This is a genomic window from Edaphobacter sp. (genome assembly GCF_028283685.1).
Classification (GTDB): domain Bacteria; phylum Acidobacteriota; class Terriglobia; order Terriglobales; family Acidobacteriaceae; genus Edaphobacter.
Genome location: NZ_JAPWKF010000006.1, coordinates 266,503 through 292,426, shown reverse-complemented (window position 1 = coordinate 292,426; position 25,924 = coordinate 266,503). Strand labels below are relative to the sequence as shown.

Genomic DNA, 25,924 nt, shown 5'->3' with positions numbered 1-25,924 from the left:
GCTACTCTCCGCAATCATTTAAACTTGATCTGTATCTTTTCCTGACCAGCAGCACAAAGCACCCTCCGTCCCTCCGTGGCCGATAACTTCGCCCAACTCGTCAAGCAGCAGGCCGACATCGTCCGCATCGTCGGCGACTACCTCAAGCTGCGCAAGACCGGCGCGCAGAACTACACCGGCCTCTGCCCCTTCCACAAGGAGAAGACCGGCTCCTTCTCCGTCAACGCCACGCACGGCTACTTCTACTGCTTCGGCTGCCACGAAAAAGGCGACGTCTTCACCTTCGTCATGAAGCTCGAAAATCTCAGCTTCCCCGAGGCCGTCCGCACCGTCGCGCAGAAGTGCGGCATCCCGCTCCCCAAGCGCGAGTTCAACTCGCCCGAAGAGGCACGCGAAGCCGGTCTGCGCCGCCAGCTGCTCGACATTCCACGAAGCCGCCACGCAGTACTTCGAGGCCGCCCTCAAGACACCCGAAGCCGCACGCGCCCGCGAGTACATGACCGGCCGCGGCATCACCCCCGAGACCGTGCAGAAGTTCCGCATCGGCTACGCGCCCGACGACTTCAACCACATGCGCAACGCCCTCGCGCAGCACTTCAGCGAAGAGGTCCTTCGCGCCAGCGGACTCTTCTCCGCCAAAGAGCAGGCCGACGGCTCGCAGGGACAGATGTACGCCCGCTTCCGCAAGCGCATCACCTTTCCCATCGCCAACGAGCAGGGCAAGACCATCGCCTTCACCGCGCGCGCCCTCGACAGCAAAGACGAGAAGGGCCGCGACATCGCCAAGTACCTCAACTCGCCCGAGACCGCGCTCTACACCAAGGGCCAGGTGCTCTTCAATCTCGACAAGGCCAAGGCCGACATGCGCACCCACGACTTCGCGCTCCTCGTCGAAGGACAGATGGACGCCATCAGCGTCTACATGGCCGGCATCCACAACGTCCTCGCCACATCGGGCACAGCGTTCACCGAGGCGCAGGTGCGCCTCCTCTCCCGCTTCAGCAAGCGCGTCGTCGTCAACTTCGACCCCGACACCGCCGGGGCCAACGCCGCAGAAAAATCCATCGCCATGCTCACCGAAGAGGGCTTCGAGGTGAAGATCGTCACCCTCGACGGCGGCCTCGACCCCGACCGCTTCGTCCGCGAGCAGGGCCTTGAGGCCTACATGGGCGCGCTCCGCGGGGCCAAACGTCACTCCGATTACCTCATCGATCGCGCCCGCACCCTCTTCCCCGCGCGCACCGCCGACGCCAAGGTCAAGGCGATGAACTTCCTCCTGCCCCACATCCGCCGCATGCCCTCGCCGCTGCAGCGTGACGAGTTCGCCGCCGACACCGCACAGAAGCTCGGCATCGACTCCGCCATCCTCCGCCAGGAGCTGCGCCAGGCCGCCGCCCAGCGCTCCGAAAGCGTCCGCTCCCACCAGCACGATCCCGCCAGCGAGACCGAGCGCATCCTCCTCCGCGCCCTCGTCCTGCCCGACAGCGACCCCGCACGCCAGATCGCATCCACGCGCCTCGCCGAGCGCCCCGACTACTACGACGGCCTGCCCTCCGCAGGCGTCATCGAGGTACTGGCCAGCGCTGCACCTCCCGAAAATCCGCTCGACGCCGCGCCCGATCACTCCACCAGAATCATGCTCGCCCGCGCCCTCGAACAGCCGCACGACGTCGAAGGCGCTGCCGTCGCCTCGCTCGCCGATCAGGTGGAGGATGCCCTCCACACCCTCGAGCGACGCGCCATGGAACGCCGCCTCCGCGAGGTGCGTTCCCAGATCGCCGAGGCCGACCGCCGCAACGACGCCAACATGAGCGTCCAGCTCACCCAGCAGCTCATCCAGCTGCAGCGCCAGCTCCGCGAACACTAATCTCGCAGCTCCATCTATCAACTAACGCTCAATCCATCCACGCTCAATCCATACGCTCACATCCATCCACATAAGCCTCCCTCATCCTGCCCCCTTACAATCCAGCGCTTAGCGCCTCCGCGCACAACGCCCTTGCGTGATCTTCATGGCCTCATGTATCTTTTGCAGCCGATCGCCAGCTGACACTGGCCGCGTCGCATAAAGTACGGAGTCCGAATGAAATCTACCCGCGTCCTCTTCAAGACCGCCGCCCTTACTCTTCTCCTCCCCTCAGCCCTGCTGGCCCAATCCGTCGCCCTCAATCCCGCGACGATGGCAAAGCTCGGCACCGTCGACCCGCGCTACCAGGGCTACAACATCGAGATGGTCGAGGTCACCGGCGGACGCTTCTGGGCGCCCTACAAGCAGCAGGGCGAACCCCAGGCCGACGATGCCTCCAAGGCCTCCGTCCCCGCCGGCATGGACCCCTCCCTCTACCGCTACCGCGCCCCCATCAACCTCTCCAACCCGAAGCTGCGTAAACTGGCCGCCGCCCTTGGGCCGTCCTACGTGCGCGTCTCTGGCACCTGGGCCAACTCCACCTACTTCCACGACTCCGACACACCCGCTCCCAAGACCCCACCCACCGGCTTCAACAGCGTTCTCACGCGCAGCGAGTGGAAGGGCGTGCTCGACTTCACCAAAGCCGTCAACGGCAGCCTCGTGACCTCGTTCGCCGTCAGCCCGGGCGTCCGCGACGCCAATGGAATCTGGACCCCCGTCGAAGCCAGCAAAATCCTTGCCTATACCAAATCCGCGGGCGGCTCCATCGCCGCCGCCGAGATGTTCAACGAGCCAAGCTTCGCCGCGATGGGCGGAGCGCCCAAAGGCTACACCGCTCAGACCTACGGCAAGGACTTTCAGGCCTTCCACGCCTATATCTCCAAGGCCGCGCCGAAGATGATCGTCCTCGGCCCCGGCTCCGTCGGAGAAGCAGGCGGCCTCGTCCCCGAAGCGATGAAGCAGTCCATGCTCAAGTCCACCGACATGCTCGAAGCCTCCGGCCCCGGCATCAACGCCTTCTCCTACCACTTCTACGGCGGCGGCTCCCAACGCTGCCTCAGCGCCGGAATGCCGCCCATGGTCTCCCCCGAGACCGCCCTCTCCGACGAGTGGCTCTCGAAGACCAACCACGACGAGGCCTTCTACGCCGAACTGCGCGACAAGTACGCCCCCGGCAAGCCGATGTGGCTCACCGAAACCGGTGAGACCGCCTGCGGCGGCGATCCCTGGGCCTCCACCTTCATCGACAGCTTCCGCTACCTCAACCAGCTTGGCTCACTCGCCAAACGCGGCGTGCAGGCCATCCAGCACAACACCCTCGCCGCCAGCGACTATGCTCTGCTCGATGAGGACACCTACACCCCCCGCCCCAATTACTGGGCCGCCCTCCTCTGGCGCCGCATGATGGGGACCACCGTCCTCGACGCAGACCCGAAGGCGGCCCCCTCAGGCACGCCATCCACCCCGGGCCTTTATCTTTACGCCCACTGCCTGCGTGACCAGCCCGGCGACGTCGCCCTCCTCGCCATCAACGCCGGCAAGGAGCAGCACACCATCACCCTCCCCCAGGCCGCCGAACGCTACACCCTCACCTCCGACAACCTCACCAGCTCGCAGGTAGCCCTCAACGGAGTCGACCTCGCCCTCACCGGCAAAGACGACCTCCCCACCCTCAGCCCCACCCCAACCCCCGCAGGCGAAATCACCCTCGCGCCCGACGACCATCACCTTCTTCTCCATCCCCAAAGCCAATAATCCCGCCTGCAGGAGGTAGCGGCCAGGTTATAACTTTCGTTATAATGACCACTGGAGGGCTTCCAGAATGGCAACGACCGCAAAGGTGATCTCGATCGGCAACTCCATTGGAATCGTTCTGCCTAAAGAGATTGCAGCACGGCTCCACGTAGAAAAAGGCGATACGGTCTATCTCTCCGAGAACCCTGATGGCGTGCACCTCTCCGTATACGACGAGGCACTTGCCCGCAAACTCGATGCCATGGAGCAGGTTATGCGGGAGAATCGCGACGTCCTGCGCAGGCTGGCCGAGTAGGTGAACGAACCGATCTGGATTGAAAAGCCCGAAACCCTGATCGCTCACTCCCGCCAGTTGGCGGAGCACGGTGGCGCCGACGGTATCCGCGACGAAGGTCTGATCGAGTCGGCTTTAGGCAAGCCACGCAACGTCTTCGCCTACGAAACGGACTGCGATCTACCTCGCCTGGCAGCCTCTTATGCCTACGGAATCGCACGCAATCATCCATTCGTCGACGGCAACAAGCGCACAGCTCTCGTAGTCTCCGTAGGTTTTCTGCTTATCAATGGTCTCCGCATCGTCTCCACGCCCGAGGAGAAGTACTTCACCTTCCTTGGCCTGGCCGACGGCACTGTCTCCGAAGAGCAGTTAGCTCAATGGTTCCGCACCCACGCTCAGGCCCTTTGAAGCCTTAAACTCTTCAAAGACTTATGCCTCGCCACAAAACCACAGACCCCGGCTACACCAACCCGCACGGCCAGCGCGTCATCGCCGGCACCGGGTTTCCCTCCGAAACCTTCCCCGGCCAGAAGATCTACCACCTGCGCTGCACCCACTGCGGGCACGACTACGGCGCCAACGGCACCGACATCCACACCCGCCGCTGCCCCCGCCACCAGGACGGCGCCAAAGGCGAGCCTCTCCGCGAGCCGCCTCCGAATCTTTTCTCGGCGTAGTGGCGTCTAAATATTGTGGTATCCTGTGATTCGCTGGGGAAGTGTGCCCTCGTATGCCCTGACCTCTCGGAAGGTCCGGCTGGCCAAAGGCGGTCTAAACCGCTACCTGCTCCCCTGACACCACAGAAACAACCCAGGGATACCTCCGCTCGGAGACCACGAAACTTCGCCTGAGCGGCATCCCACTAAAAGATTATTTGCAGGAGCGCGCACCCTCGTGGCTGAAGAAATCGACAAGTACGAAGAAGACATAGAAGACAAGCTCATTGAGACCGGGAAAGAAAAGGGATATCTGACCTACGGCGAGGTCAACGACCTGCTGCCGGGCGATATCACCTCCCCCGACGATCTCGACGACCTTCTCACCACCATCAACACCCAGGGAATCGATGTCCTCGCGGGCGATAAGTACGATCGCGACCGTGATCGCGACCGCGACCGTTACGACTCCGAGGCCGGCGAAGAGAGCGAAGACGTAGAGCTCGATCTCACCCCTGGACAGCTCGAAAAGACCAACGACCCCGTCCGCATGTACCTCCGCGAGATGGGCACCGTTCCCCTGCTCACCCGCGAGGGCGAAGTCGAGATCGCCAAGCGCATCGAGCGCGGACAGCTCCGCGTCATGAAGGCCATCTCGCGCTCCCCCATCGTCATCCGCGAGATCACCGGACTCGGCGAAGACCTCCGCCGCGGCGTTCGCAACATCAAGGAAGTCGTCACCTTCGACGAAGAAGAGCTCACCGAAGAGATCCTGCAGGCCCGCGTCAAGCAGACCGTCGGCCGCGTCGACCACATCCTCAAGCACCAGAAGAAGATCACGGCGCTCGAAGAACGCGTCGAAGCCCCGCAGGGCAAGGACGCCAAGGCAAAAGCCAAGGACGCCCGCAAGCACCGCTGGCTCATCGGACGCGAGCACGTCTACATCAACCGCATCGTCCGCGAGTTCAAGTACACCAACGCCGAGAAGAAGCGCCTCCTCGACAAGGTCAACAAGACCGTCGACTCCATGCGCACCCTCGAGCGGCAGGTCAAGACCCTCGACACCAAGTTCGAGGCCTCCAAGTCCGAAGAGCTGCGCAAAGAGTACCGCCGCCAGCAGAAAAACTGCCGCACCGACCTCGAGCAGCTCGAAAAGGACGCCGGCATCACCGTCATCGATCTCAAGCGCACCCAGCGCGAGATGATCCAGGGCGACATGGACGCCGAGAAGGCCAAGCGCGAGCTCATCGAAGCCAACCTTCGCCTCGTCGTCTCCATCGCCAAGAAGTACACCAACCGCGGCCTCCAGTTCCTCGACCTCATTCAGGAGGTGCAACATCGGCCTCATGAAGGCCGTCGACAAGTTCGAGTACCGTCGCGGTTACAAATTCTCGACCTACGCCACCTGGTGGATCCGGCAGGCCATCACCCGCGCCATCGCCGACCAGGCTCGCACCATCCGCATCCCGGTGCACATGATCGAGACCATCAACAAGCTCATCCGCACCTCGCGTCAGCTGGTGCAGGAGCTTGGCCGCGAAGCGTCCTCGGAAGAGATCGCCCGCCGCATGGACATCCCCGTCGCGAAGGTCCGCAAGGTCCTCAAGATCGCGCAGGAGCCCATCTCGCTCGAGACCCCCATCGGAGAAGAGGAAGACTCGCACCTCGGAGACTTCATCGAAGACCGCATGGCCGTCAGCCCCTCCGACGCCGTCATCTCCGTCAACCTCAAGGAGTACACCTCGCAGGTCCTCCGCACCCTGACGCCGCGCGAAGAGCGCGTCATCAAGATGCGCTTCGGCCTCGAAGACGGCAGCGAACACACCCTCGAAGAGGTAGGCCAGAGCTTCCAGGTCACCCGCGAACGCATCCGCCAGATCGAAGCCAAGGCCCTCCGCAAACTCCGCCACCCAAGCCGCAGCCGCAAGCTGAAGGCCTTCGTCGACGGAGTCAAGGAAGTCTAAAGAAGCAGCACTGCAGTAACAGCAAAGAGGCCGCGAGCAATCGCGGCCTCTGCTTTTACTGACATCAATTGAGACACTTGAAAGTCAATTTGCGCACTTGGTCCCAGGACTCAACCAACAAGCCGAAATCATAACTACGCCCACGCACAGATTGTTCAGCAATAAGAGACGTAGCTTCTCTGTTGATCTCGGCCGGACCAATGGCGGGTGGTCCATACATCCACCTCAACCCATTCCTCGGGTGCCCCATTCATGACGCAGCCTCATCGCGGCATGAGTGGGACATTCGAGCAAAGCTCGAACCGTTTCCGGGAACGCCAGGCCTTCAGGCTTGGCCATCTGAACCTCTTCCCATGAACCGGGGCTTTAGTCCGTGGGGTAACAACTGCCCACACACCAGGCGGGTGGCACACATCTAACCAGCCAAGCCGGGTGCCCCATCTTCGACGCGAAGCGGCTAAGGTGGGCAATTTTCGCGGAAGCGAAAATCCAACTCAGTCTCGCACTCATATCGCATCATCGCCGGATGCCGAATGATCCCAAGGTCACGGCTTCAGCCGCGCCGAACAGTCCAAAGCGATAGTGGCTTCAGCATCTGAGCGCCCCCGGATGGACTGTGCCACATCCCACCTGCTAAAGTCCTCCCGCAATCGGGCCGCGCCTCTCCATCCTTCGCAGCGGAGAAACCCGCATGAAAACGAACCTCCTCCTCGCCCTCTCGCTCGCCCTTTATTTTGCCCCCACGGCCGCTCAGGCCACGCCGCTCCCCGTCGGCACCTACACCCTCTCGGCGACCACGCCCACCTCAGGCATTCACTCCGGCTCCGATGAGGGCACGCTCACCGGCACCCTCACCTTCGACGCAGCCTCCAACCTCACCGCCGCCAATCTCGTCTTCGACGACCTCACCGTCGGCAGCCTCTTCTCCTTCACCGATCCAGGCCCCGTCAGCATCACGACACCGCCCGGCCTGCTCGCCGCCACCATCTACAACGCCATCGACCCCGCCGAGTACTTCGCCTTCAGTATCCGCATCCCCAGCACCCCCTCCGGCGCCTTCACCCTTACCTGCGGCACCGACTGCGACAACTGGATGCTGATCGACACCGGCGAAACAAACCTCACCTACGTCGAAGTCACCGGGGCGATCACCCCGGCGCCCGAGCCCTCCTCCCTCCTCCTCCTCGGAACCGGGCTGCTCGGCACCCTCGGCGCCATCCGCCGCACCAGGCACAGTTAGCCACGCGCCCCGCGGACGAGCTCAGCCTGCCGAAGATCCTCTGATAACGAAGAGGGGCTCGAACCCTGAGCCCCTCAGCAAACCGCTGTCAACCCACGAAACCCCGCAACCCAAACAAAACAAACCTCATCCTGACTGCCGATTCACCCCGCCCCACTTGCTACCGTTAAAGCAGCCCGGAAAAAAGGCAGGCGCCCCAAAGCAACACCTCAGAACATCTGCCTTTCTTTTCAAGAATTTACCTCTAAACCATGCATCATCAGGAATTTAGCCGAATCCTAAAAAATAAACCCTGCAAAATCAAGATTTTGCAGAAAAACAGGGGGGAGGGGAGGGTCCCCTCCTCCGGCCTTCATCACTCGAGCCTTCGAGTGCAGCTCCGCGCAGAATTATGATGGAAGAAGCCGTGAACTACACCATCGCAGCCTTCTACCGCTTCGTCTCCATCTCCGAACCATCCGTTCTGAGAGAGGAGCTGCTTGCGGCCTTTCACGGCACCGACCTGCTCGGCACCACGCTGATCGCCCCCGAAGGCATCAACGGAACCATGGCAGGCTCTGCCGAGACCATCGATCGCTTCCTCAAGCTGCTGGAAGAACGCGCCGGCCTCGATCGCGCAGAAGTTAAATTCTCCTCCTCCGAGGAACCGCCCTTCCGTCGGCTGAAGTTCAAAGCCAAGGCCGAGATCATCACCTTCCGCAACGTCAGCATCGATCCAAACAGACCCGGCCAGTACGTCGAGCCCGAGCAATGGAACACGCTCATCGCCGACCCCGACGTGCTGCTTCTCGACACGCGCAATCATTACGAGACCGAGATCGGCACCTTCGAAGGCGCGGTCAAGCCCGACCTCGAAAAATTCTCCGACTTCGTCGCCTACGTGCGCGAAAACCTCGACACCACCAGGCATCGCAAGGTTGCCATGTTCTGCACCGGAGGCATCCGCTGCGAGAAGGCCTCAGCCTTCATGCTGCAGGAGGGCTTCCCCGAGGTCTACCACCTGAAGGGCGGCATCCTGAAGTATCTCGAGCAGACACCCAGGCAGGACAGCAAATGGAACGGTGACTGTTACATCTTCGACGAGCGCATTTCCGTCGACCACGAGACCTTCGAAGACTAAGAACGTCCGACGCAGTTGCAGTTCAGGCCATGCATCCTTCCATGCCAAGCCTCAACCTTCAGGACATCATCTTGCGCTGAACCCGGGCAGCTCTCTTCTCCCGCGCACTCAGCCACGCACGCACTGGCTCGTCATACAGCTTCAGGCAGCCATAAGCGATCGTCACCGCAACGACGAACAGCAGAAGCCCCATCGGCGCACCCTGCGACAAGGGAACCTTCTTCACCGTCACCCATGCTGTGAACGTATAGATCAGCGCATAGTGCGTGATGTAGAGCGGGTAGGAGATGTCGCCGAGAAACTTGCAGATCTTCTCTTCGATACCGCCGCGCACGTTATCTCCCGCGCCCATCGCCACGATGACCGGGAAGATGACGATGATCGCAAACGCCTCATACACCCCGTTCATCCAGAGATGATGCTGGCCGCCGATTCGCGGAATCGCGAAGGTCGCCAGCAGCAGCAGACTGCACCAGGCGAAGGTTCCGCGCACACGGATGCGCTTACCCAGGCGCATCAGCAGCATGCCTGCGAGAAACGGAAACAGCAGCCGCGCAAAGCCGATGTGCAGCTGCTCGCCGTTCACCTCCCAGCCGCCGATCACGTCGCCCCTCGGCCCCAGCACCAGCAGGTGAATCAGCAGACCGGCCGACAGCACCACCAGCACCGAAAGCACTTTGTTCGAGACCTTCCGCAGGCCGCTGGCATAAAGAATATTCGCCACGTATTCAAAGAACAGTGACCACGCCGGGCCATCCAGCGGGTGCATCTCCTGCCACCCGCGTATATCCATCGACGGCAGCAGTGGAATCATCGTGAAGCCCACCAGCATCACCAGCAGCATCTTCCACAACGGCGTTGTCGCAACCAGAGGAAATACAGGAGCCGCCTGCGTGTAGAACAGCAGCGCGCCAATAATGTTGCCCATCACCACCATCGGCTGCAGACGGATCAGGCGCCGCTTGTAGAACTCCCACGTCGTCATCCGTTTCCAGCGGTCGTCGTAGGCATACGCCACAACGAAGCCCGAAAGCAGGAAGAAGAAGTCCACGGCAAGGTAGCCATGATTGAACGGATGCCGGAAGGCATCGCCCAGGTAGAACGTCTCCAGGATGTGAAACAGCACCACAGCCATGGCGGCCACACCGCGCAGGCCATCCAGGATCTCGTAATGCGGCTTGGTTCGCAGGTCGTTGGTATGCGGATTCATAAGCGCAACAAGAATAACGGAACAAGCTGCGCGGAGACATCTGCAACAGGCTTATGGGCCAACTTCGTTACAGGCCATCAGGTTCAGTCGTTCAAACCCATCGGCACAAATTAAATCCCATACGGCAGGCATAGCAGCCAGATGCCCCACCCAGGACACCCGGCTGCCGCACTATACGATTTCATCCTCTGCGAAGCCTGTCCTATCTTCAGCAATCTTCTGGAACGCGGTGTTGATCGTCTCCTGTGTGTCCCGCGTAGGGACATGAAGCTTACGCATGGTCTTCGATGCGGTCTGGCACAGCTGGTACCTGTTCTCAATAGTCTTCTTGGCGCGAAAGATGGCGTCTGAACGCATACCTGTTCTCCGATACATTTGCGGCGCGTCAGATTGTAGGTGTCCTGAAGTCGCAGGTGAGCTGCCGGGTCTGGAACCGCCTGCAGACCGATGCCTGCAAGCCCGCCCCCGCGCAGCATAAAAGGGGGATCTTTCAAGCTTATACCCGTTCCGACGGAAATACGCGCCGGCCGAAGCCAGAACATCACCGTCTCCTGCCCCACGTCTCGGATCGGCATGAAAACAAGCGGACAGGCTGCGAAAGGCTTTTACTGCCCCGAAGGCTTCGGCAGCTCCTGCCCGGTCGACAACGGCTCCCCGAACTGCGGCGTTCCGTCCGCATTCCACGAAAACGGCTGGATACGCGGCGAACGGAACCGTCCGCATCCCTCTCCCGTCTTCGGATTCGCGTGGTAGATGATCCAGTCCTGTTTGCCGTCCGGCGACTTGAAGAACCCATTGTGTCCCGGCCCGAAGACACCGGCCTCGCGGCTCTGTTTGAAGAACGCATGATCGTACTTCGTCCATTGCGCTGCATCCAACAGGTTCGCTCCTGACTTCGCGCGCACCACGCCCAGCTCGTAGTAGTCCGTCCAGCATGCCGAACCCGAGTACACCAGGAAGATGTCCGCATCGTGCTTCAGAATCTCCGGGCCCTCGTTCACATTCACATGCGGCATCGCCGGCCGGTTCGGCAGGTCGCCCACATGCTCCCACGGGTACTTCGGATACGACAGCAGCACGCGGTCCGAATCGATCGTCCACGGATCCTTCAGGTGCGCGATATAGATCCTCTGCTCGCCGTCGTTATCGCCCTCCCAGCCCGACCACACCATGTACTTCTGGCCGCTATCCTCAAACACCGAGGCATCGATCGCCCACTTGTCCGTCGCATCGCTCACCTTGCCCTTGAACGTCCATGTCCCCTCAAGAGGATCGGCCGACGCGTTCTCGATCACATAAATGCGGTGCGACTCGTTCTTCCCGTCATCCGCGGCAAAGTAGATGTACCACCGGCCATCGAGTTGATGCAGCTCCGGCGCCCAGATGTCATGCGAATACGCTCCCGTCTCCGGCGCCTCCCACACCACCTTCTTCTCCGCGTGCTGCAGGTCGGTGATGTCGCGCGTCTTCCAGATCGTCAGATTCTTCTGCGTCGAATTCATGTAGTAGTAGAAGCCGTTCGCCGTTACGACCCACGGATCGGGCCCGGTCGACAACAGCGGATTGTGAAAGGTCATACTCTGTTGCGCGAACGACCGCCCCTGCAGGCACAGCACCACCATGACAACAAAGACAAAGCGTAGACAAAACCTCATTGGGCCTCACGAATTTCGAGACCCATACTAAACGCTCGCGCCGCGACCACCCACCACTGGGCGCGGCGCTCTCCATTAAAGCCGTCCTTATGGAATCAACCAGCCTTACGGAATAAGCCGGTCCGCGCGCAGCCGTTCAAACAGCGCGAAGAAACTCTCATCCGTCGACTGGTAGTCTGCAAATCCCAGCCTGCGGCTCTTCGACATATCCGTCACCACCTCGACCGGCCGCCCCAGATCGGCGTCCGTGTGCCACGCCGAGACCAACCGATGAATGTCGCTCTCCGCCAGCCCATGTTTGTCTGCAATCTGCTTCCACACCGGCGCGGCGTCGGCCAGCTGCTGTTCCAGCGGAACGCCCTCGCCCTCCAGCTCCGCGGCCTGCACGCCAAACCAGTCCGCGAGCCGCTTCCACATCCAGCTCCAGCGAAAGACATCGCCATTCACCACATTGAACGCCTCGTTGCGCGCCGCAGGAGTCGTCGAGGCCCACAGAAGATGCTTCGCCAGCAGCCGCGCGTCCGTCATGTCGGTCAAACTCTTCCACTGCACCGACGAGCCCGGAAACACCATCGGCCTGCCCAGCTCCTGCGCGATGCTCGCGTAGACCGCCAGCGTCGTGCCCATGTTCATCGCATTGCCCACGGCGTAGCCGACGATGGTGTGCGGACGATGCACGCTCCAGCCAAACCCCTCCCGCTCCGCCGCGGCAAACACCTCATCCTCCTGCGCGTAGTAGAAGTTCTCCACATCGAGCCGCGGCTGCTCCTCGCGAAACGGCGTCGCCGGAAGAATGCCCTTGCCATAGGCCTCGAACGGCCCCAGGTAGTGCTTCAGCCCCGTTACCAGCGCCACATGCTGCACCGTCTTCGCCTTCGACACCGCATCGAGCACATTCCGCACCATGCCCGCATTCACGCGAATATTCTCCGCCTCAGTCGGCTGCCGCAGCCACGTCGCCAGAAAGATATGCGTCGGCTTCACATCCTTCAGCGCCGCCTCGACCGCCGCAGCATCCTGCAAGTCCACGGCGATTGGCGTCACTCCTTCGCGCGCACCCGGCCGCCGCGCCATCCCGTAGACCTTCCAGTCCTTCTGCGCTACCAGCAGGTCGGCCAGGTTGCCGCCCACAATACCCGAAACCCCAACAATCAACGCTGTCTTCATGATGCCCTCCCTTCGGCGAAGCCTATCGCTCCCCCGTGGCATCTACTACTCTGGGGCGTCTTTCATCATGGAACAAGTCATTAGCTATCCTGGGACTGGCACTCCCACTCTCGCGTCCGACATATCCTTCCACGGCGATTCCCGCCGCCGCGAGCTCGCAGGCTTCCTGCGCAACCGCCGCGCCAGCCTCTCCCCCGAGGAGATAGGCCTGCCCCGAACTACACGTCGCCGCGTCCGTGGTCTCCGCCGCGAAGAGGTCGCCGAGGCCGCCGGAATCAGCACCGCCTGGTACACCTGGATCGAGCAGGCACGCGACCTCAACATCTCCGTCGCGACTCTCGACAGCATCAGCCGCGCCCTCCACCTCGCCGAACAGGAGCGTGCCCACCTCTTCCAGCTCGCCGGCCAGCCCGTTCCGTCCCCTGCCGTCCCGGCCGATGACCACATCATGACGCCGCTCCAGGCCATGCTCGACGGCATGAACCCCAACCCTGCTTACGCACTCAATCCCCGCTGGGACTTCGTCGCCTGGAACAACGCCGCCTCCACGGCCTTCGGCGACCTTGCAGCCATGTCACCCGGCGAACGCAATTACCTCCGCCTCGTCTTCACCTCGCCCCATCTTCAGAACCTCTTCGTCAACTGGGAGGAGGTCGCACGATGCTCCCTCGCCCACTTCCGCACCGACTCCGTCGCGCTCATCGACGACCCCTCCTGGATCGCCATGGTCGCCGATCTCCGCCGCCGCAGCGCTACCTTCCGCGAGTGGTGGACCCAGCACAACGTCGCCTGGCCGCTCAGCTGGCGCAAAGAGCTTCGCCTTCCCGACGGCCATCGCATCTACAACACCTTCGACATGGAGCTCTCCCGCCCCTCGCGTCTCCGCGTCGTCACCTACATCCCCTCCACACAGCACAACGCAGGGCAGCACAACGCAGGCGAACCCACGGCCACACTATAATCCCGCAATCAGGGGTCGCCCTCCCTGAAGCTCCCCAACGGAGGACCGACTCTTTGTCCCGTACCGCGCTTCTGCTACTCGCCGCCACCCTTGCCGCACTGCCGCTTCACGCGCAGGACAGCGCCGCCGTTGAACGCCTCTCGCCCGCAGCCTCCGCTCTGATCCCCGCCGACGCGAAGCTTGAGAAGCTCGTCACCTGCTGCAAGTGGCTCGAAGGCCCGGCCTGGTCGCACGATGGCCGCCTCTTCGTCACCGACACCGATCTCAACGAGCTGCTCACCATCACGCCAGCCGGTAAGGTCACGGTCTTCAAGAAGCCCTCCGGCCTCACCGACGCCAGCAGCTTCCACGGCAAGGAGCCCGGCACCAACGGCAACGCCTTCGACTCCTCCGGCCGCCTCACCACGGCCGGTCACGCTCTGCGTAACGTCTTCCGCTTCGACACCCTCAGCGGCAGCTCCTCGCTCACCGTCCTCGCCGACCACTACCAGGGCAAGCGCTTCAACAGCCACCAACGATCTTGTGTACGCCAGCGACGGCTCGCTCTACTTCACCGACCCGCCCTACGGCCTCGCCACCCAGTCCGACACCGACCCCAAGAAGGAGCTTCCCTTCAACGGCGTCTTCCTCATCCGCAACCCCGCCGCCAGGGCCAGGGGCTCAGCACCGGTTGAGCCCGTGCTGGTCATCCGCGATCTCACACGCCCCAACGGCATCGCGCTCTCGCCCGACCAGAAGATCCTCTACGTCGCCGTCTCCGATCCCGCCAATCCCGTCTGGATGCGCTACCCGCGCAACCCCAACGGCACCGTCGGACCCGGAACCGTTCTGCTCTCCAGCAAGGGCGCAACCGGTGTCGGTGGCCCCGACGGCATGCGCGTCGATGTCAAGGGAAACATCTATGGCGCCGGCCCCGGCGGCATCTGGATCATCTCGCCGGAAGGCAAGCACCTCGCCACCATCCACGTCCCCGAGCGCGTCGGCAACTGCGAGTTCGGCGGCGACGGCAAGACGCTCTACATCACGGCATCCACCAGCGTGTACCGCATCCGCGTCAGCGTGTCGGGCCTCAGAAACAAGTAGCAAATACGGTTACACATTCACCGTCAGCTGCGATCACCGGAGATATACCGAAGGCTGTGCGAGGAACATAGCCTCCCGCTCCCACTGGAGTAAAGAACACAAAAGCAGAAATACTTCGCTTCTCACCCGCAAGCCGGTTCGCAAAATGAACACGCGTCCGGCTTCGCCAGCTAGTAGAAGTAAGGCGTCTTCGCGGTCCACGCCGACCTGGGATACTTCTGATGCAGCAGCGTGAAGGCCTCCTTGCTCACCGCCTTCTGCTCCAGCATGGCCTTGTCCCCGTCGCCGCCCACGTAGCAGCCATAGCGCGTGGCCCGCACCGTCAGCGCCAGCGCCTCGGCTGCTTCCTTGTCATCGGGATGCGCCTTTACATAGTCGATGGCACGTCGCCCCACCCACATCACACCGTTCGGCAGAGCGTTGAGGCGCTTGTTCTCGTAGTCCACCGCTGCCTTCTCCGCAGGCGAGAGAAAGCTCACCGGGATCGTCGTCTCCATCGGCTTGCCCGTCTCCGGCGATAGAGAAGCCGGTCCGTCGGCCCACTTCGAGCACCACCAGTTATCACGGAAGCTGTCCAACTCGCGGTAGCTTGCCGAGCGCTGCACTCCCTGTTCGAGATACGGCCTCACGCCCGGATTACGCAACAGCACCATCGTCGCGGCAAAGCCCGTCTCCGTGCCTGCCGTGCGCAGCGACTGAGGCAGCAGAGGCGCCGCCGCCTTCGCCACCGTATCGTCGCTCAACCCCACGGCGCGAATCCACGCTGCCATCGCCAGCGCCTGGCGCAGGTGTTCAGGAAGCTCCTTCCCCTTCGCCGCCTCCAACCACTTCGACAGCGGCAGCGAGCGGTTGAACGTCGAGGCCGCATCCCAATCGAACTGCGCCCGAGGAATCTTCTTCTCATCGCCGAGGTTCGATGCCGCCTGCGACCCGGTCTCGAGCGTCGTGCGTGGCGCGTCGGCAAGGAACTCGCCATAGCTGGTCGCGGTGCGAATGCGCTCGCCCAGCAGGGCGTTCTTCGCCGCAACCTTCCCCTCCGGCACGGTGTCGCGATTGATGCCGTCGATCACGGTGCTCGTCAGCTTGCGCGCTTCTGTCAGGTCGCCACGCTCAATCATCAGCCGTGCCCGTGCATAGCTCAGCGTCACGTAATCGGAGACGCCCGGCGGAACCTTCGCCGCCGCAGCCTCCATCTCACTCGCATCTGCATCGCCCGGCTTGGCCTGCATCAACGCCGTCACCAGCCACGGCTGCGTCTTGCGCTCGCGCCACATCGCGGCGGCATCCACATCGCCACCGTGTCCCATCCAGCGCAGCAGGTCCGCATCGCCGGTCACGTTGTGGCCGGTAAGAAAGAGCATGTCGGCCATGTCCTGCGCGAAATCCTCATCGGGCTTCGGCCCTGCCAGCGCCTGCGCCGCATCGTCCAGCCGCTTCTTCGGCTCCAGCCGCACCGCGATAAACTGCAGCTCCGCCGAGGCGGCCTGCGCCACGCGATCCTGTCCCACAGCCGCTATCGTCTTCAGCCGCTCCCGCGCCTTTTCGAGCAGAGCATTATCGAAGGTCGCCTGATCGCCCCAGTTCTTCGCAGGCGCAGCCGTAGTTGCCGCCTTGCGCACCTCGGCACGCGCCGCCAGGTACTCGCCCCACGGCTGCCACGGCGACGAGACGCTCCTGCCGATCGTTTCAAACCCCGCTGCCGCGCCATCATAGTCGCCTGCATAAAACTTCGCCGCTGCAGTCTGATACTCGCGATCCAGCTTCAACAGCGTGCTCGCGCCCGCATGGACCGGCTCCGGCATCGTGCCTGTCTTCGAGCAGTTCGAAAAGACCGCATCCTGCCCCTTCAACCAGTCCACGATATCCGCGCTGCCCGCACCCCACACCTTCGCCCGCGAGCGCAGCGCAGCCGAAGCAGCCACAAACGCATCGTTCGGGCAGTTCAAAAAGCTTTCGTTCGAGCTGAAGTTGTCGCGCTTCACCTCGTAGATCTTCTCCTGCTGAATCTCCGGCGTCGACTTCACGTCCACCTTCAGCGCCTCGGCCCGCGCCGCGCGCCACTGGTTCACCGGCTTTTCCGCCTCGATCGCCTGGAAGTCCGCTGCCGCGTAATCAGGCTGCTCCGGCGCAAGGTACGCCTCGCGCTCCGGCTCGCTGAGCCTGCCGCCGATCAGGTAGCGGTACGCCACCACCTTGTCCTTGCGCGCATACCCAGGCTGCAGCACGCCCAGCGTTCCCATCGCAAAGGCCTTGGCATTCTCCGGGTGCAGCATCGGCACAAAGACCTCCGGCTCGAAGTCCGGTCCGCACGCCAACACCACGATCAGCGGAACCGCCGCCGCCAACACCGCCGCTCCTGCAAGCGCCCACACACCTTTGCGTCCCCTGCCTTGCTGCCGGGTCACTTTCTGAATCACCATAGCTCCTTTACTGTCTCCTGCAGCCCATCGCGCTGCCAGCCGCCGTCGGGGAAGACGTACACTCTTCGTCCTGCGAGATTGCGCGGCCATGCCTCGCGCGTTGAGATGCCGACCGAGCCCATGCATACCGGCTCGCGGATCATAAAGTCGTTTGCCACCTCGCGCCTGCCATTGGGCGCGAAGCGCCTGCGGTCCGGCTCCATGCGAAACAGCATGGGCACCGCCTCATCCACCGGCAGACTGCGCAGCCATGCACTGTCGTAGCTGCACCACGAACCCAGGGCCGTTATGGAAAGCGGCATCGCCGCAGGCATCACCTTACGCACACGCTGCAGCACACCGCGATACCACGTGCGCTCTGAGAGTTTCGCGTCAAAATCAATCTGCAAAGCAGCCGACTCGGCCGGTCGAATCGCCGCGACAATCTCTTCCGCCGTACGATCTGCGGCCGCATCGTCCAGCACCGCGCCCGCCCCGGTCTCAATCCTCACCACGGGAATTCGCACCAGCGCCGATGATGCCGGAAGCAGCATCGGTTCGCGGCGGGGCACCACCGCAGGGCCGCGTCCATCAATGACGATGGTGCGATCCAGATAAGCCAATGCCGTCGTCGCCGGGTCCAGCGCGCGCATGTCTTCGCGACGTTCCCAGGCCCACACCGTGATGCGCGGCAGATGCGCCATGCGCGTGTTCGCATGAGCCGAAGGGCTGCGCCAGTCTCCCTTAAGAGCGCCGAGGGCCGCCAACACCGCGACCGCACCCAGCCCTCCTCGTGTCAACCTCAGCATGGTTCCAACGATGCTTGAGCTGGACAGGGAAAATCAAGCTGCCGCACCCCATCCGGCAACACGCACACCGCATCGTTCGCATCTCCATGCGCCCATAAATGCAAAAAACCCCGGTAAAAGACCGGGGTTTCCGCAAACGTAAGAAATTGTCGGTGAAGCGGGAAGATTTACGCCGATGCTGCTGCGGTGAAGCCGTCGCAACCGGAGATCGGGCTGACCTTCAGGTGCAGCGAAGAGTGCTTCGGGTGACCGCACTCGTCGAGCAGGCTCAGCTCAGCCTGCTTGGTGGTGATGATGCTCACGAGAGCCTTGTCGCTGTGGTGGCTCTCACCGAAGTGTGTACAAAGTCCGCACTGTCCTGTCTGAATCGTCTGCATAAGAACCTCCTGAACACTCTCTGAGAGCCATCGGGATCCGCTTGCGTTGCCTCGCGTCCGATGCCCTACAACCACGACTCTAGGACACGCGAAAACCCTTGTAAATTGCGACTGAAAGCGTCCTAATCCGTTACAGAAACACGACTTAAATCGTCGCAGATCGACTTCAAATCGGCTAAGCCCAAGCAGCGACAGTGGTTGAGCGAAATGGAACAATTCTGGTCCGCATTCCGTATGGAAACAGGGAGCGAGTCAAAATATTTTTCGCTCGGGAGTTCACCAACGCCATGCCGTTCCTCGATCCCATCTACACCGCATCCATGACCCCGCAGCAGCGCGCCTGGTTCTACGCCGAGTTCAACCATGCCAGCCGCGATGAGGTCGTCGGCGTTCTGCTCGCACTCTTTCTCGGCTGCTTCGGCATCCATCATTTCTACCTGCGCCGCAATGGCCTCGGCGTGCTCTACATTCTGTTCAGCTGGACCGGCATCCCTGCCATCCTCGGCTTCATTGAGGCTTTCCTCATGCCGGGACGCGTACGCGAGTACAACGCCGTGCAGGCCAGCTACATTGCCACGCAGATTTTCGCCACATCCCCGGCAGCCTATGCCGACCCCTCACCGCAGAGCGTGTCCTGCCCCGCCTGTGGAGGCGCATGCGACTACGCAGCCAGCTTCTGCCCTCACTGCGGCGCAACGATCGTCACGCACGCCTGACTACTGCCAGCTGACGTTCGTCTCCTTCGCGTATTCGAAGGAGACGAATGGCTGGCCGTCCGCACCCGTACCCAGCTTCGCCGCCGCGCCATTCACCGTCACGCTCTTCGGATGCAGGTTGCGAAACCGCACCGTCACCTGCGCTGCCTTCTCGCCTGTAATCTTCAACGACGATCCGCTGCGCTCAATGCTGCGACCTTCGAAGTCCTTGATCGACGCCGACCCCGCATCGCCGATCACCTCGTACACGCGGCGATCGTCCAGCGACTTCACTGCCTTGTTGCCGCTCTCCGATTCAGGCACCAGCGTCATCACATCCTCGGGAATCTTCGGGATCACCGCGCCAGCCCGCGCGTACACCGGAATCTGGTCGATTGCTGCATCCACCACGATCGTGCGCCCTCCGCTCACATGCACTCCCGTCCAGTAGTCCACCCACTCTCCCGCAGGCAGATAGACAGCACGCTGCGTGCCCTCGGCGATCACCGGGGCCACCAGCAGGTCCGGCCCGAAGAGGTACTCATCCTTCTGCTGCCGCGCCAGGTCGTCGTTCTGATAGTTCAGTGCCAGAGCGCGCATGATCGGCATGCCCGTCTTCGCCGCCTCCTGCGCCGCCGCATAGCGATACGGAAAGAGGCTCATATGCAGCACCGCAAACTTTTTGAACGTCGCCAGCGCCCTGTCGTCGCCACCCTTGTCGTAGTCCCAGGGCAGCACGTTCGCGGCTGACAGCACCTCCATCGTCGGTGTGAACGCCGCATACTCCGTCCACCGCTGAAAGAGCGCAGCATCCGGCGTCGAGGCTGTCTTCAGGTAGCCGCCGATATCCGCCGTCCACAGCGGCATGCCGCTGATGCCCGCCCCTAGCCCCGCCGTCACTACCGAAGGCAGGCCATTCTCCGGCGAGAAGGTTGCCTCGTTGTCGCCGCCCCACAGCATGCCGATGCCGTTCGCGCCCTGCGTCACCGAGCGGCAGAACAACACGCCGTTGCCCTTCAGGTCCTTTTGCATCAGCTCTTCCATCGCATTGTTGTAGAGCACGGCATAGCGATTGCGCATGAGCCGCGGATCGGTACCGTCGGCAAACTTCACCGGCCCGCTAACGAAGCTGCCCTCGGCGTCATCGTCCTTGAAGCCGTCCGCGCCGGCCTTGATCGCCTGCCGCACCTGGTCCTGCCACCACTGCTTCGCGTGCGGGTTGGTGAAGTCGATCAGCGAGCCCTGCCCCTTCCACCAGCGGCCCACGTACGGGCTGCCGTCGAGCGCCTTCACGAAGAAGCCGTTGCCGGCCGCCTCGTCGTAGTTCTCCGACTTCTCCGCCAGCTTGCCCGCGAAACCATCCTCGCCCGGCGGGTTCGACTTGTTGTTGATCCACGACGTATGCCACAGCACCAGCTTGTAGCCGTTGTCGTGGATGTACTTCACCATCGCCGGTGCATCGCCGAACTGCTTCGGGTTGAATTTGTAACTGTTATAGGCCGTCGTCCATGGCGAATCGATCAGGATGACCGACGCCGGAATCCCCAGCGCGCGCGCCTTGTCCACGTCGGCCTTTACCTCAGCCTCGTTGCGGTGAAAGTCGCGCCCCAGCCACGGCGCAAACGCCCAGTACGGCGGCAGCATCGAACGGCCGGACTGCGACGTGAAGCGATCGAGAATCTCCGGAAACTGCGGGCCGGTAAAGAGCACGATGCGCAGCTTCTCCGCCGGCACATCGACGATCACGTCGCTCTCCGAAGACGCATTCATGTCGAAGGTCGCATCCGCCGTGGTATCCACCCACAGCCCATAGCCACGCGTGCTCATGTAAAACGGCATCGGCTTGTACGTCGTCGAACCCTTGATATGCCCGTTGTCGGTCGAGACATTCCGAACGACGGTGTGCGAGTGATTCAGCTGGTCGAAGTGCTCACCAAGGCCGTAGTAGTTCGAGCCGTCGAGCACATGAAATCGCCAGTAGCCAACCGTGTACGCCACGCTCGTGATCTCGAAGACGCCCGGCGCCAGCTGCCGCAGATGCACCTTGTCGGTGGGTACGCCATCGCCCTCGAACTCGAAGCCGCCCAGCTCCAGCGTGTCGGTGGCACCCGAACCACCCGGCAGCGTAAGCGCCAGCAGGCCCGGGGTCTTGCGCACGAAGCCTGCAATCGGAGCCTCCGGTGCGCGTCCCACGGGAGCCGCTGCCGCAGGCGCGACATCCTGCGCCGCCGCCGTCAATGAAAACGCCAGCACCGCCAGCGCCCCAAGTCGAACTCCTGCCCCGTATGTCATCCCACCGCTCCTGTCGCCAACACACCCTGGTAAAAGACAAAGAAAAAGGCCCCATAGCAGGGACCTCTTCTTTCATTCTTTTGTACCAGCAATCAGCCGGCCGCGCAGCGATTCGCTACGCAAGGCGATTACATGGAGGTGTCGTGCGCAAGCTGAGCCTGATAACCCTTCTCGAAGTCCGAGCGGTAAGCATCCTGCTGGTCCTTCTTGACCGGGGGCTTCTTGTACAGGTGCGACACCTTTGCATCGATGGGACGCTTGGCGGCCTTGTCCAGCTTGGCGGCTTCGATGCCGTCACGGAAGGCCTGGTTCTGCGAAGCCTGCTCGGTACCTGCAGGAGCTGCGTTCCAGTCCTGAGTGGCGGGCTTGTTGTTCTGTGCATTCTGGGCCAGCATAATGACGGGGCTGGTCATAAGAGCCGCTGCGATCAGCGGGGTAGCAAGGCGAGTAAATTTCATGGTCGTTCCTTCAGAGGCAGGATTCCTATTCCGTCAGGATCCCAAGAAGCACATCATGGTGCATCTTCGTCGGCCGCTAGATATGATACGCCCGAGAAGGCAAAAGGTTGCAAAAAAATCGCGCCCCACTTGCGTGGAACGCGATTCATGCTTCCTTTACGGTTACACTTCTGCATCGCAAATGATGCAATAGCCACGGTTACATATTGGTGTGACCGGCGCGCATGTCCTCGTTAAAGCTGGGCTTAATGAACTTGAGACCCGCCTCCAGCTCCTGCACATATCCCTCGCGCAGGTTCATCAGCGCCTCGGTCGGCGTGGCGAACTCGGTATCGGCGGCCAGGCGGATGATGCCCTCGTGCGCGACCGCCTCGGCCGTCTTGCGCAGGTCTTCCACCGTCGTGTTCAGATACTGCGCATCACGCGGATCGGCCAGCCAGACAGGCTCGCTGCCGCCCAGCACGCCGGAAAGCCAGAAGATCTTCGAGGCCAGGAACTCCATGCGCTGCGCCTCGGTGGTGTCGTTGAAGATGAACTTCTTCTGCTTGGAGGAGTAGTAGCGCGTGGTGACCGGGACGGGCTGGCGATTGCCGCTCTTCACCATTTCGATCTGGCCCTGGTCCATCGTCTTGCGCACGGCGTTGTAGATGAAGCTCTCGGCGAAGGGCTGCTCGAGGGCAGGAACAACTTCGGCGAACGTCAGGGTCATCGAGGCCGCAACCTTGGCGTGCAGCACGCTTTCGTTACCGTCCTCCAGCTTGGTCTCGCCATGCACGATGTGCGTATCGGCGCCCGAGGTGGAGGTGTGGAACGGCCACGCAAAGTTCGCGAAGCTCAGCGGCAGACCCAGCAGCGTCAGGTAACAGTCCGGACGCGGATTCTTCAGGCGCGTCGCCGACTCCTTCAGGTAGGTCTCGACCACGCCCTTCAGCGGACCCTGCGAAAAATCAAACGCCGCGCTCAGCTCCAGCAGCTGCTGCTTCGCGTTGTTGGAGGCCAGTGCAAGGGTGAAGCGAGCCGTCGGTCCGCCCGAGAAGTCCTTCCCCTCTGCGACCGAAACCACGACCAATCCTGCGGCCTTTGCCGCTGCTTCTACCTGTCCTGCCAATACCGTCTGCGTCACTGTGCTCATCGCCTCTGTCGTCCTGAATCAGAATTTTCCGTAAACCAATCTATTTTACCGCTACCGGCTCGATTTTCGCCGTTTTTGCGCCCCCTTCAACGCGCTGGCGTCGTCGCCACCAGCACATCCAGCGCCGAACTCTGCGTCCCCGCATCCGGCGTCGTCACCGGCCCCGACCACACCGTACCGAAGGTATTCTGCGGCGTCCGATTCTTCTGCCAGATCGCCTCCGCGTTGACGGTAAAGGCCTTGGCATACTGCGAGTCCGGAGCCACCGCGTTCAGCGCGCTGAGGTTACGCACGAAGATGCCCTTGAACTGGATGCCGTCGCCCCCACAGTTGGGCTCGCAGGGATCGTGCAGCACGCCATCCTTGTCGGCAAGATGCGTCAGCGCGGCGTCAGCGATACTCTTCGCCGCATCCAGAGCGCCTGGATTTCCCGTCTGCTTCGACAGCTCCGCCAGGCCGCCCAGCACCACACCCTGGTTGTAGCTCCAAACCGTCTGCTGGTTGTTGCTGCAGATGCCCTTCACCTCGTCGATCTTCAGGCCGTCGTTGATCAGGTGATCGTCGTTGATCATGCCGCTTCCCTTGAACCACTGCCACTCCTTCGTGGCCCAGTTGGCGTAGTTGCCGCGATCGGCCTCGGGCACGCGGTTGGCCAGGTGCGCTGCCACCGAGAGAAACAACTCATTCGCGATCGCGTTCTTGTACTTCCTGTCGCGACTCCACCAGATGCCGCCGCCGCAGGTCTGGTCCCACGCCGCCGCCATGTCGTCGAAGATCGACCGCGACATCGTCAGGTAGCGGCCATCATGCGTCAGGTCCCAGGCGTCGATCCACGCCAGCGCCCACCAGCCTTCGTCGTCGTAATACTTGTTCAGAAAGCCGGGGAAGCCGGTCAGCTCCTTCTTCGCGTCGAGACGCTGCTCCACCGGAACCGTCTTCTGCGCCTGCTTGAACGTGTTCTTCAGCACACCCTTGTACTTCGTCTTTCCCGTGACGCGCATGTAGTCCGTTACCGTCGTGATGGCGTTGGCAGAGTTCCACCAGCCCGTCGTGCGATAGAGGCCCATCTTCGGCACATACCACTGCTGCAACGCCTGCACGCCCAGCTGTGCGCGATGCCGCGCTTCTTTGGGAGAGGTCTGCGCAGCAGGTGTGGCCTGCGCAAAGCATTCCGTGGCGACAACAAGACAAAGAACGAAGGGGAGGAGACGACGAATCATCCCTCCGTTCTACCAATAAACTTCATCTCTTTGTAATAGCCCGTCCCCAGAATCAACGACATGCGCAAAAAAATCGCCGGTTTTCTGCTGGCCTTCTCCCTTCCTGCCGCCCTCGCCGCCCAGGCCCAGACCATCGCCGTCCACGCGCATCGCGGAGGCCGCGCCGCCCGTCCGGAGAACACCCTTCCCGCCTTCCGGTACGCCGCTGGTCTGAAGGTCGACGCGCTCGAGCTTGATATCGCCGTCACCAAGGACAACGTCCTCGTCGTCTCGCACTCGCCTTACCTGACGCAGCCGCATTTTGACGATCCTCGTATTAGCGCCGCGCTCTCCGGCGAGCGTCACTGCGACGGCCCCGCGCTGCCCCCAGGCACCACCATCCACCAGCTCACCCTCGCGCAGCTGCGCCAGTACGACTGCGGCGCGCACACGCTCACGGCGTTTCCCAAGCAGGTCGCCGTACCGCACACCACCATTCCCACCTTCGATGAGGTGCTCGACCTCGCACCGCTCGGCGCCTTCGACTTCAACGTCGAGACCAAGATTCTGCCCAGCCATCCCGAGAACACACCCTCGCCCGAGGTCTTCGCGCAGATGATCGATGAGGCCGTCCGCAAGCATCACCTCCAGTCGCGCGTCATCCTGCAAAGCTTCGACTTCCGCACCCTGCACGCCATGAAGGCCATCGACCCCGAGATCCGTCTCTCCGCACTCTTCGGCGAGCCGAAGTACGACCACTTTATGGGCATCACCGATACCGACAAGGGCTTCCTGCACATGGCCGAAAGCGCGGGCCTGCGCAAGGGTGACTTCCTCTCGCCCGACGAAAGCCTCGTCACACCCGCCGAGGTTGAGGCCGCACATAAGGCGGGCTACCTGCTCGTGCCCTACACCATCAACGACGCCGCGGGCTGGCAGAAGCTGGCCGACGCGCACGTCGACGCCATCATCACCGACGACCCCGCCGGCCTGCTCGACTGGCTGCGCGCGCAGCAGCCTTCCCTGCATCGCTAGCAAAATCCTTCGCTTGCCATTCCGGCTCTCCCGGCGAGAAGCTGGAATGGCTTTGACCGCGAAAGGCAGTTGCATGCAGACACACAGGCTCCGATTCTCTCTTCCCATCCTCGTTCTTTTTCTCGCCACGTTCCTGCACGCGCAGACACCGGAGCATCACCAGCCCCCTCCCGATGCCGTGCCTTCATTTCTCGTCACCGGCATCAACGCCTACCGCTCCGTCGGTCCCGAGGCAGCGATCAAGGCATGGACCGAGTTCAGCGCCCTCGCCGAAAGCAAGGATGCCGCCGATCAGGCCGCCTACCTCCACCAGGTACAAGGCTTTTACGGCCCGCTCGAAGGCTACGACTTCGTTGCATCGCGCATCCTCACGCCGCGCACCCGCGTCATCTATCTTGCCTTCAACTACGAGCGCGGCCCTCTCTTCGCGAAGTTCGTCATCTATCGCTCATCGCAGCGGTGGCTGCTCGCCAGCATGGACTTCAACCTGAAGGAAGAGATGATCCTGCCACCCTCAACCTCCGAGTGAGG

The 25,924-nt window shown here is 62.4% G+C and carries 24 protein-coding genes and 2 pseudogenes; 14 read left to right on the top strand and 12 right to left on the bottom strand.

Annotated features, from left to right (window positions below):
- Window positions 1-75: 75 nt before the first annotated feature.
- The 9 genes and pseudogenes from PW789_RS20090 to PW789_RS09790 form a co-directional block, all read left to right on the top strand.
- A pseudogene (locus tag PW789_RS20090) lies at window positions 76-303 on the top strand (CHC2 zinc finger domain-containing protein); the annotation flags it as partial.
- Window positions 304-496: 193 nt separating this feature from the next.
- Window positions 497-1,867, top strand: a complete 1,371-nt coding sequence (locus PW789_RS09825; RefSeq protein WP_367182527.1) for a DNA primase — start codon at window positions 497-499, stop codon at window positions 1,865-1,867.
- A 216-nt stretch (window positions 1,868-2,083) separates the two neighbouring features.
- Window positions 2,084-3,664 carry a hypothetical protein gene (locus PW789_RS09820; RefSeq protein WP_299375139.1) on the top strand — a complete coding sequence of 527 codons (1,581 nt, stop codon included), beginning with the start codon at window positions 2,084-2,086 and terminating at the stop codon, window positions 3,662-3,664.
- A gap of 67 nt (window positions 3,665-3,731) precedes the next feature.
- Entirely contained in the window at window positions 3,732-3,959 is a 228-nt protein-coding gene (locus PW789_RS09815; RefSeq protein ID WP_299375136.1) for an AbrB/MazE/SpoVT family DNA-binding domain-containing protein, read from the top strand.
- Complete coding sequence (locus PW789_RS09810; RefSeq protein ID WP_299375133.1) at window positions 3,960-4,349, top strand: type II toxin-antitoxin system death-on-curing family toxin; 390 nt, start codon at window positions 3,960-3,962, stop codon at window positions 4,347-4,349.
- Between the two features lie 23 nt (window positions 4,350-4,372).
- The gene (locus PW789_RS09805; RefSeq protein ID WP_299375130.1) at window positions 4,373-4,618 is read left to right on the top strand and encodes a hypothetical protein; all 246 of its coding nucleotides are present in this window, start codon (window positions 4,373-4,375) and stop codon (window positions 4,616-4,618) included.
- A gap of 217 nt (window positions 4,619-4,835) precedes the next feature.
- A pseudogene (rpoD, locus tag PW789_RS09800) lies at window positions 4,836-6,561 on the top strand (RNA polymerase sigma factor RpoD).
- A 691-nt stretch (window positions 6,562-7,252) separates the two neighbouring features.
- Window positions 7,253-7,801 (top strand): PEP-CTERM sorting domain-containing protein, encoded by a 549-nt coding sequence (locus tag PW789_RS09795; protein ID WP_299375127.1) that lies wholly within the window; start codon window positions 7,253-7,255, stop codon window positions 7,799-7,801.
- Window positions 7,802-8,192: 391 nt separating this feature from the next.
- The gene (locus PW789_RS09790; RefSeq protein ID WP_299375124.1) at window positions 8,193-8,921 is read left to right on the top strand and encodes a rhodanese-related sulfurtransferase; all 729 of its coding nucleotides are present in this window, start codon (window positions 8,193-8,195) and stop codon (window positions 8,919-8,921) included.
- A gap of 58 nt (window positions 8,922-8,979) precedes the next feature.
- Here PW789_RS09790 and PW789_RS09785 read toward each other — a convergent pair whose 3' ends face one another.
- The 4 genes from PW789_RS09785 to PW789_RS09770 form a co-directional block, all read right to left on the bottom strand.
- Window positions 8,980-10,131: an acyltransferase gene (locus PW789_RS09785; protein WP_299375121.1), complete on the bottom strand. Its 1,152-nt coding sequence runs from the start codon at window positions 10,129-10,131 to the stop codon at window positions 8,980-8,982.
- Window positions 10,132-10,302: 171 nt separating this feature from the next.
- A complete protein-coding gene (locus PW789_RS09780) occupies window positions 10,303-10,488 on the bottom strand; it encodes a DNA-directed RNA polymerase subunit omega (protein WP_299375118.1) in 186 nt (61 codons plus the stop codon).
- Between the two features lie 248 nt (window positions 10,489-10,736).
- A complete protein-coding gene (locus tag PW789_RS09775; RefSeq protein ID WP_299375115.1) occupies window positions 10,737-11,786 on the bottom strand; it encodes a glycoside hydrolase family 43 protein in 1,050 nt (349 codons plus the stop codon).
- 105 nt (window positions 11,787-11,891) lie between these two features.
- The gene (locus tag PW789_RS09770) at window positions 11,892-12,953 is read right to left on the bottom strand and encodes an SDR family oxidoreductase (RefSeq protein ID WP_299375112.1); all 1,062 of its coding nucleotides are present in this window, start codon (window positions 12,951-12,953) and stop codon (window positions 11,892-11,894) included.
- 67 nt (window positions 12,954-13,020) lie between these two features.
- Between PW789_RS09770 and PW789_RS09765 the strand changes: the two genes are divergently transcribed.
- Complete coding sequence (locus PW789_RS09765) at window positions 13,021-13,914, top strand: helix-turn-helix transcriptional regulator (protein WP_299375109.1); 894 nt, start codon at window positions 13,021-13,023, stop codon at window positions 13,912-13,914.
- Between the two features lie 74 nt (window positions 13,915-13,988).
- On the opposite strand, the gene PW789_RS09760 is transcribed toward PW789_RS09765, so the two are convergent.
- Window positions 13,989-14,426 carry a hypothetical protein gene (locus PW789_RS09760; RefSeq protein ID WP_299375106.1) on the bottom strand — a complete coding sequence of 146 codons (438 nt, stop codon included), beginning with the start codon at window positions 14,424-14,426 and terminating at the stop codon, window positions 13,989-13,991.
- Window positions 14,427-14,436: 10 nt separating this feature from the next.
- Between PW789_RS09760 and PW789_RS09755 the strand changes: the two genes are divergently transcribed.
- The gene (locus tag PW789_RS09755) at window positions 14,437-14,997 is read left to right on the top strand and encodes an SMP-30/gluconolactonase/LRE family protein (protein ID WP_299375103.1); all 561 of its coding nucleotides are present in this window, start codon (window positions 14,437-14,439) and stop codon (window positions 14,995-14,997) included.
- 170 nt (window positions 14,998-15,167) lie between these two features.
- On the opposite strand, the gene PW789_RS09750 is transcribed toward PW789_RS09755, so the two are convergent.
- From PW789_RS09750 to PW789_RS09740, 3 genes are all read right to left on the bottom strand, one after another.
- Complete coding sequence (locus PW789_RS09750; protein ID WP_299375099.1) at window positions 15,168-17,417, bottom strand: hypothetical protein; 2,250 nt, start codon at window positions 17,415-17,417, stop codon at window positions 15,168-15,170.
- The gene (locus tag PW789_RS09745; protein WP_299375097.1) at window positions 17,411-18,205 is read right to left on the bottom strand and encodes a hypothetical protein; all 795 of its coding nucleotides are present in this window, start codon (window positions 18,203-18,205) and stop codon (window positions 17,411-17,413) included. The genes PW789_RS09750 and PW789_RS09745 overlap by 7 nt, the downstream gene beginning before the upstream one ends.
- A gap of 167 nt (window positions 18,206-18,372) precedes the next feature.
- The gene (locus PW789_RS09740; protein ID WP_299375094.1) at window positions 18,373-18,582 is read right to left on the bottom strand and encodes a hypothetical protein; all 210 of its coding nucleotides are present in this window, start codon (window positions 18,580-18,582) and stop codon (window positions 18,373-18,375) included.
- A 287-nt stretch (window positions 18,583-18,869) separates the two neighbouring features.
- On the opposite strand from PW789_RS09740, the gene PW789_RS09735 reads away from it, so the two are divergent.
- Window positions 18,870-19,298 (top strand): TM2 domain-containing protein, encoded by a 429-nt coding sequence (locus PW789_RS09735; RefSeq protein ID WP_299375091.1) that lies wholly within the window; start codon window positions 18,870-18,872, stop codon window positions 19,296-19,298.
- Here the strand turns inward: PW789_RS09735 and PW789_RS09730 are convergent, their stop codons facing one another.
- From PW789_RS09730 to PW789_RS09715, 4 genes are all read right to left on the bottom strand, one after another.
- Complete coding sequence (locus PW789_RS09730; RefSeq protein WP_299375088.1) at window positions 19,299-21,569, bottom strand: TIM-barrel domain-containing protein; 2,271 nt, start codon at window positions 21,567-21,569, stop codon at window positions 19,299-19,301.
- A 128-nt stretch (window positions 21,570-21,697) separates the two neighbouring features.
- The gene (locus tag PW789_RS09725; protein WP_299375085.1) at window positions 21,698-22,027 is read right to left on the bottom strand and encodes a hypothetical protein; all 330 of its coding nucleotides are present in this window, start codon (window positions 22,025-22,027) and stop codon (window positions 21,698-21,700) included.
- Window positions 22,028-22,226: 199 nt separating this feature from the next.
- The gene (locus PW789_RS09720; RefSeq protein WP_299375082.1) at window positions 22,227-23,159 is read right to left on the bottom strand and encodes a hypothetical protein; all 933 of its coding nucleotides are present in this window, start codon (window positions 23,157-23,159) and stop codon (window positions 22,227-22,229) included.
- 86 nt (window positions 23,160-23,245) lie between these two features.
- The gene (locus PW789_RS09715) at window positions 23,246-24,379 is read right to left on the bottom strand and encodes a glycoside hydrolase family 76 protein (protein ID WP_299375079.1); all 1,134 of its coding nucleotides are present in this window, start codon (window positions 24,377-24,379) and stop codon (window positions 23,246-23,248) included.
- Between the two features lie 60 nt (window positions 24,380-24,439).
- Between PW789_RS09715 and PW789_RS09710 the strand changes: the two genes are divergently transcribed.
- Window positions 24,440-25,393 carry a glycerophosphodiester phosphodiesterase family protein gene (locus tag PW789_RS09710; protein ID WP_299375076.1) on the top strand — a complete coding sequence of 318 codons (954 nt, stop codon included), beginning with the start codon at window positions 24,440-24,442 and terminating at the stop codon, window positions 25,391-25,393.
- Between the two features lie 73 nt (window positions 25,394-25,466).
- Window positions 25,467-25,922, top strand: coding sequence for a hypothetical protein (locus PW789_RS09705; RefSeq protein ID WP_299375073.1), 456 nt, complete (start codon window positions 25,467-25,469; stop codon window positions 25,920-25,922).
- Window positions 25,923-25,924 lie beyond the last annotated feature (2 nt).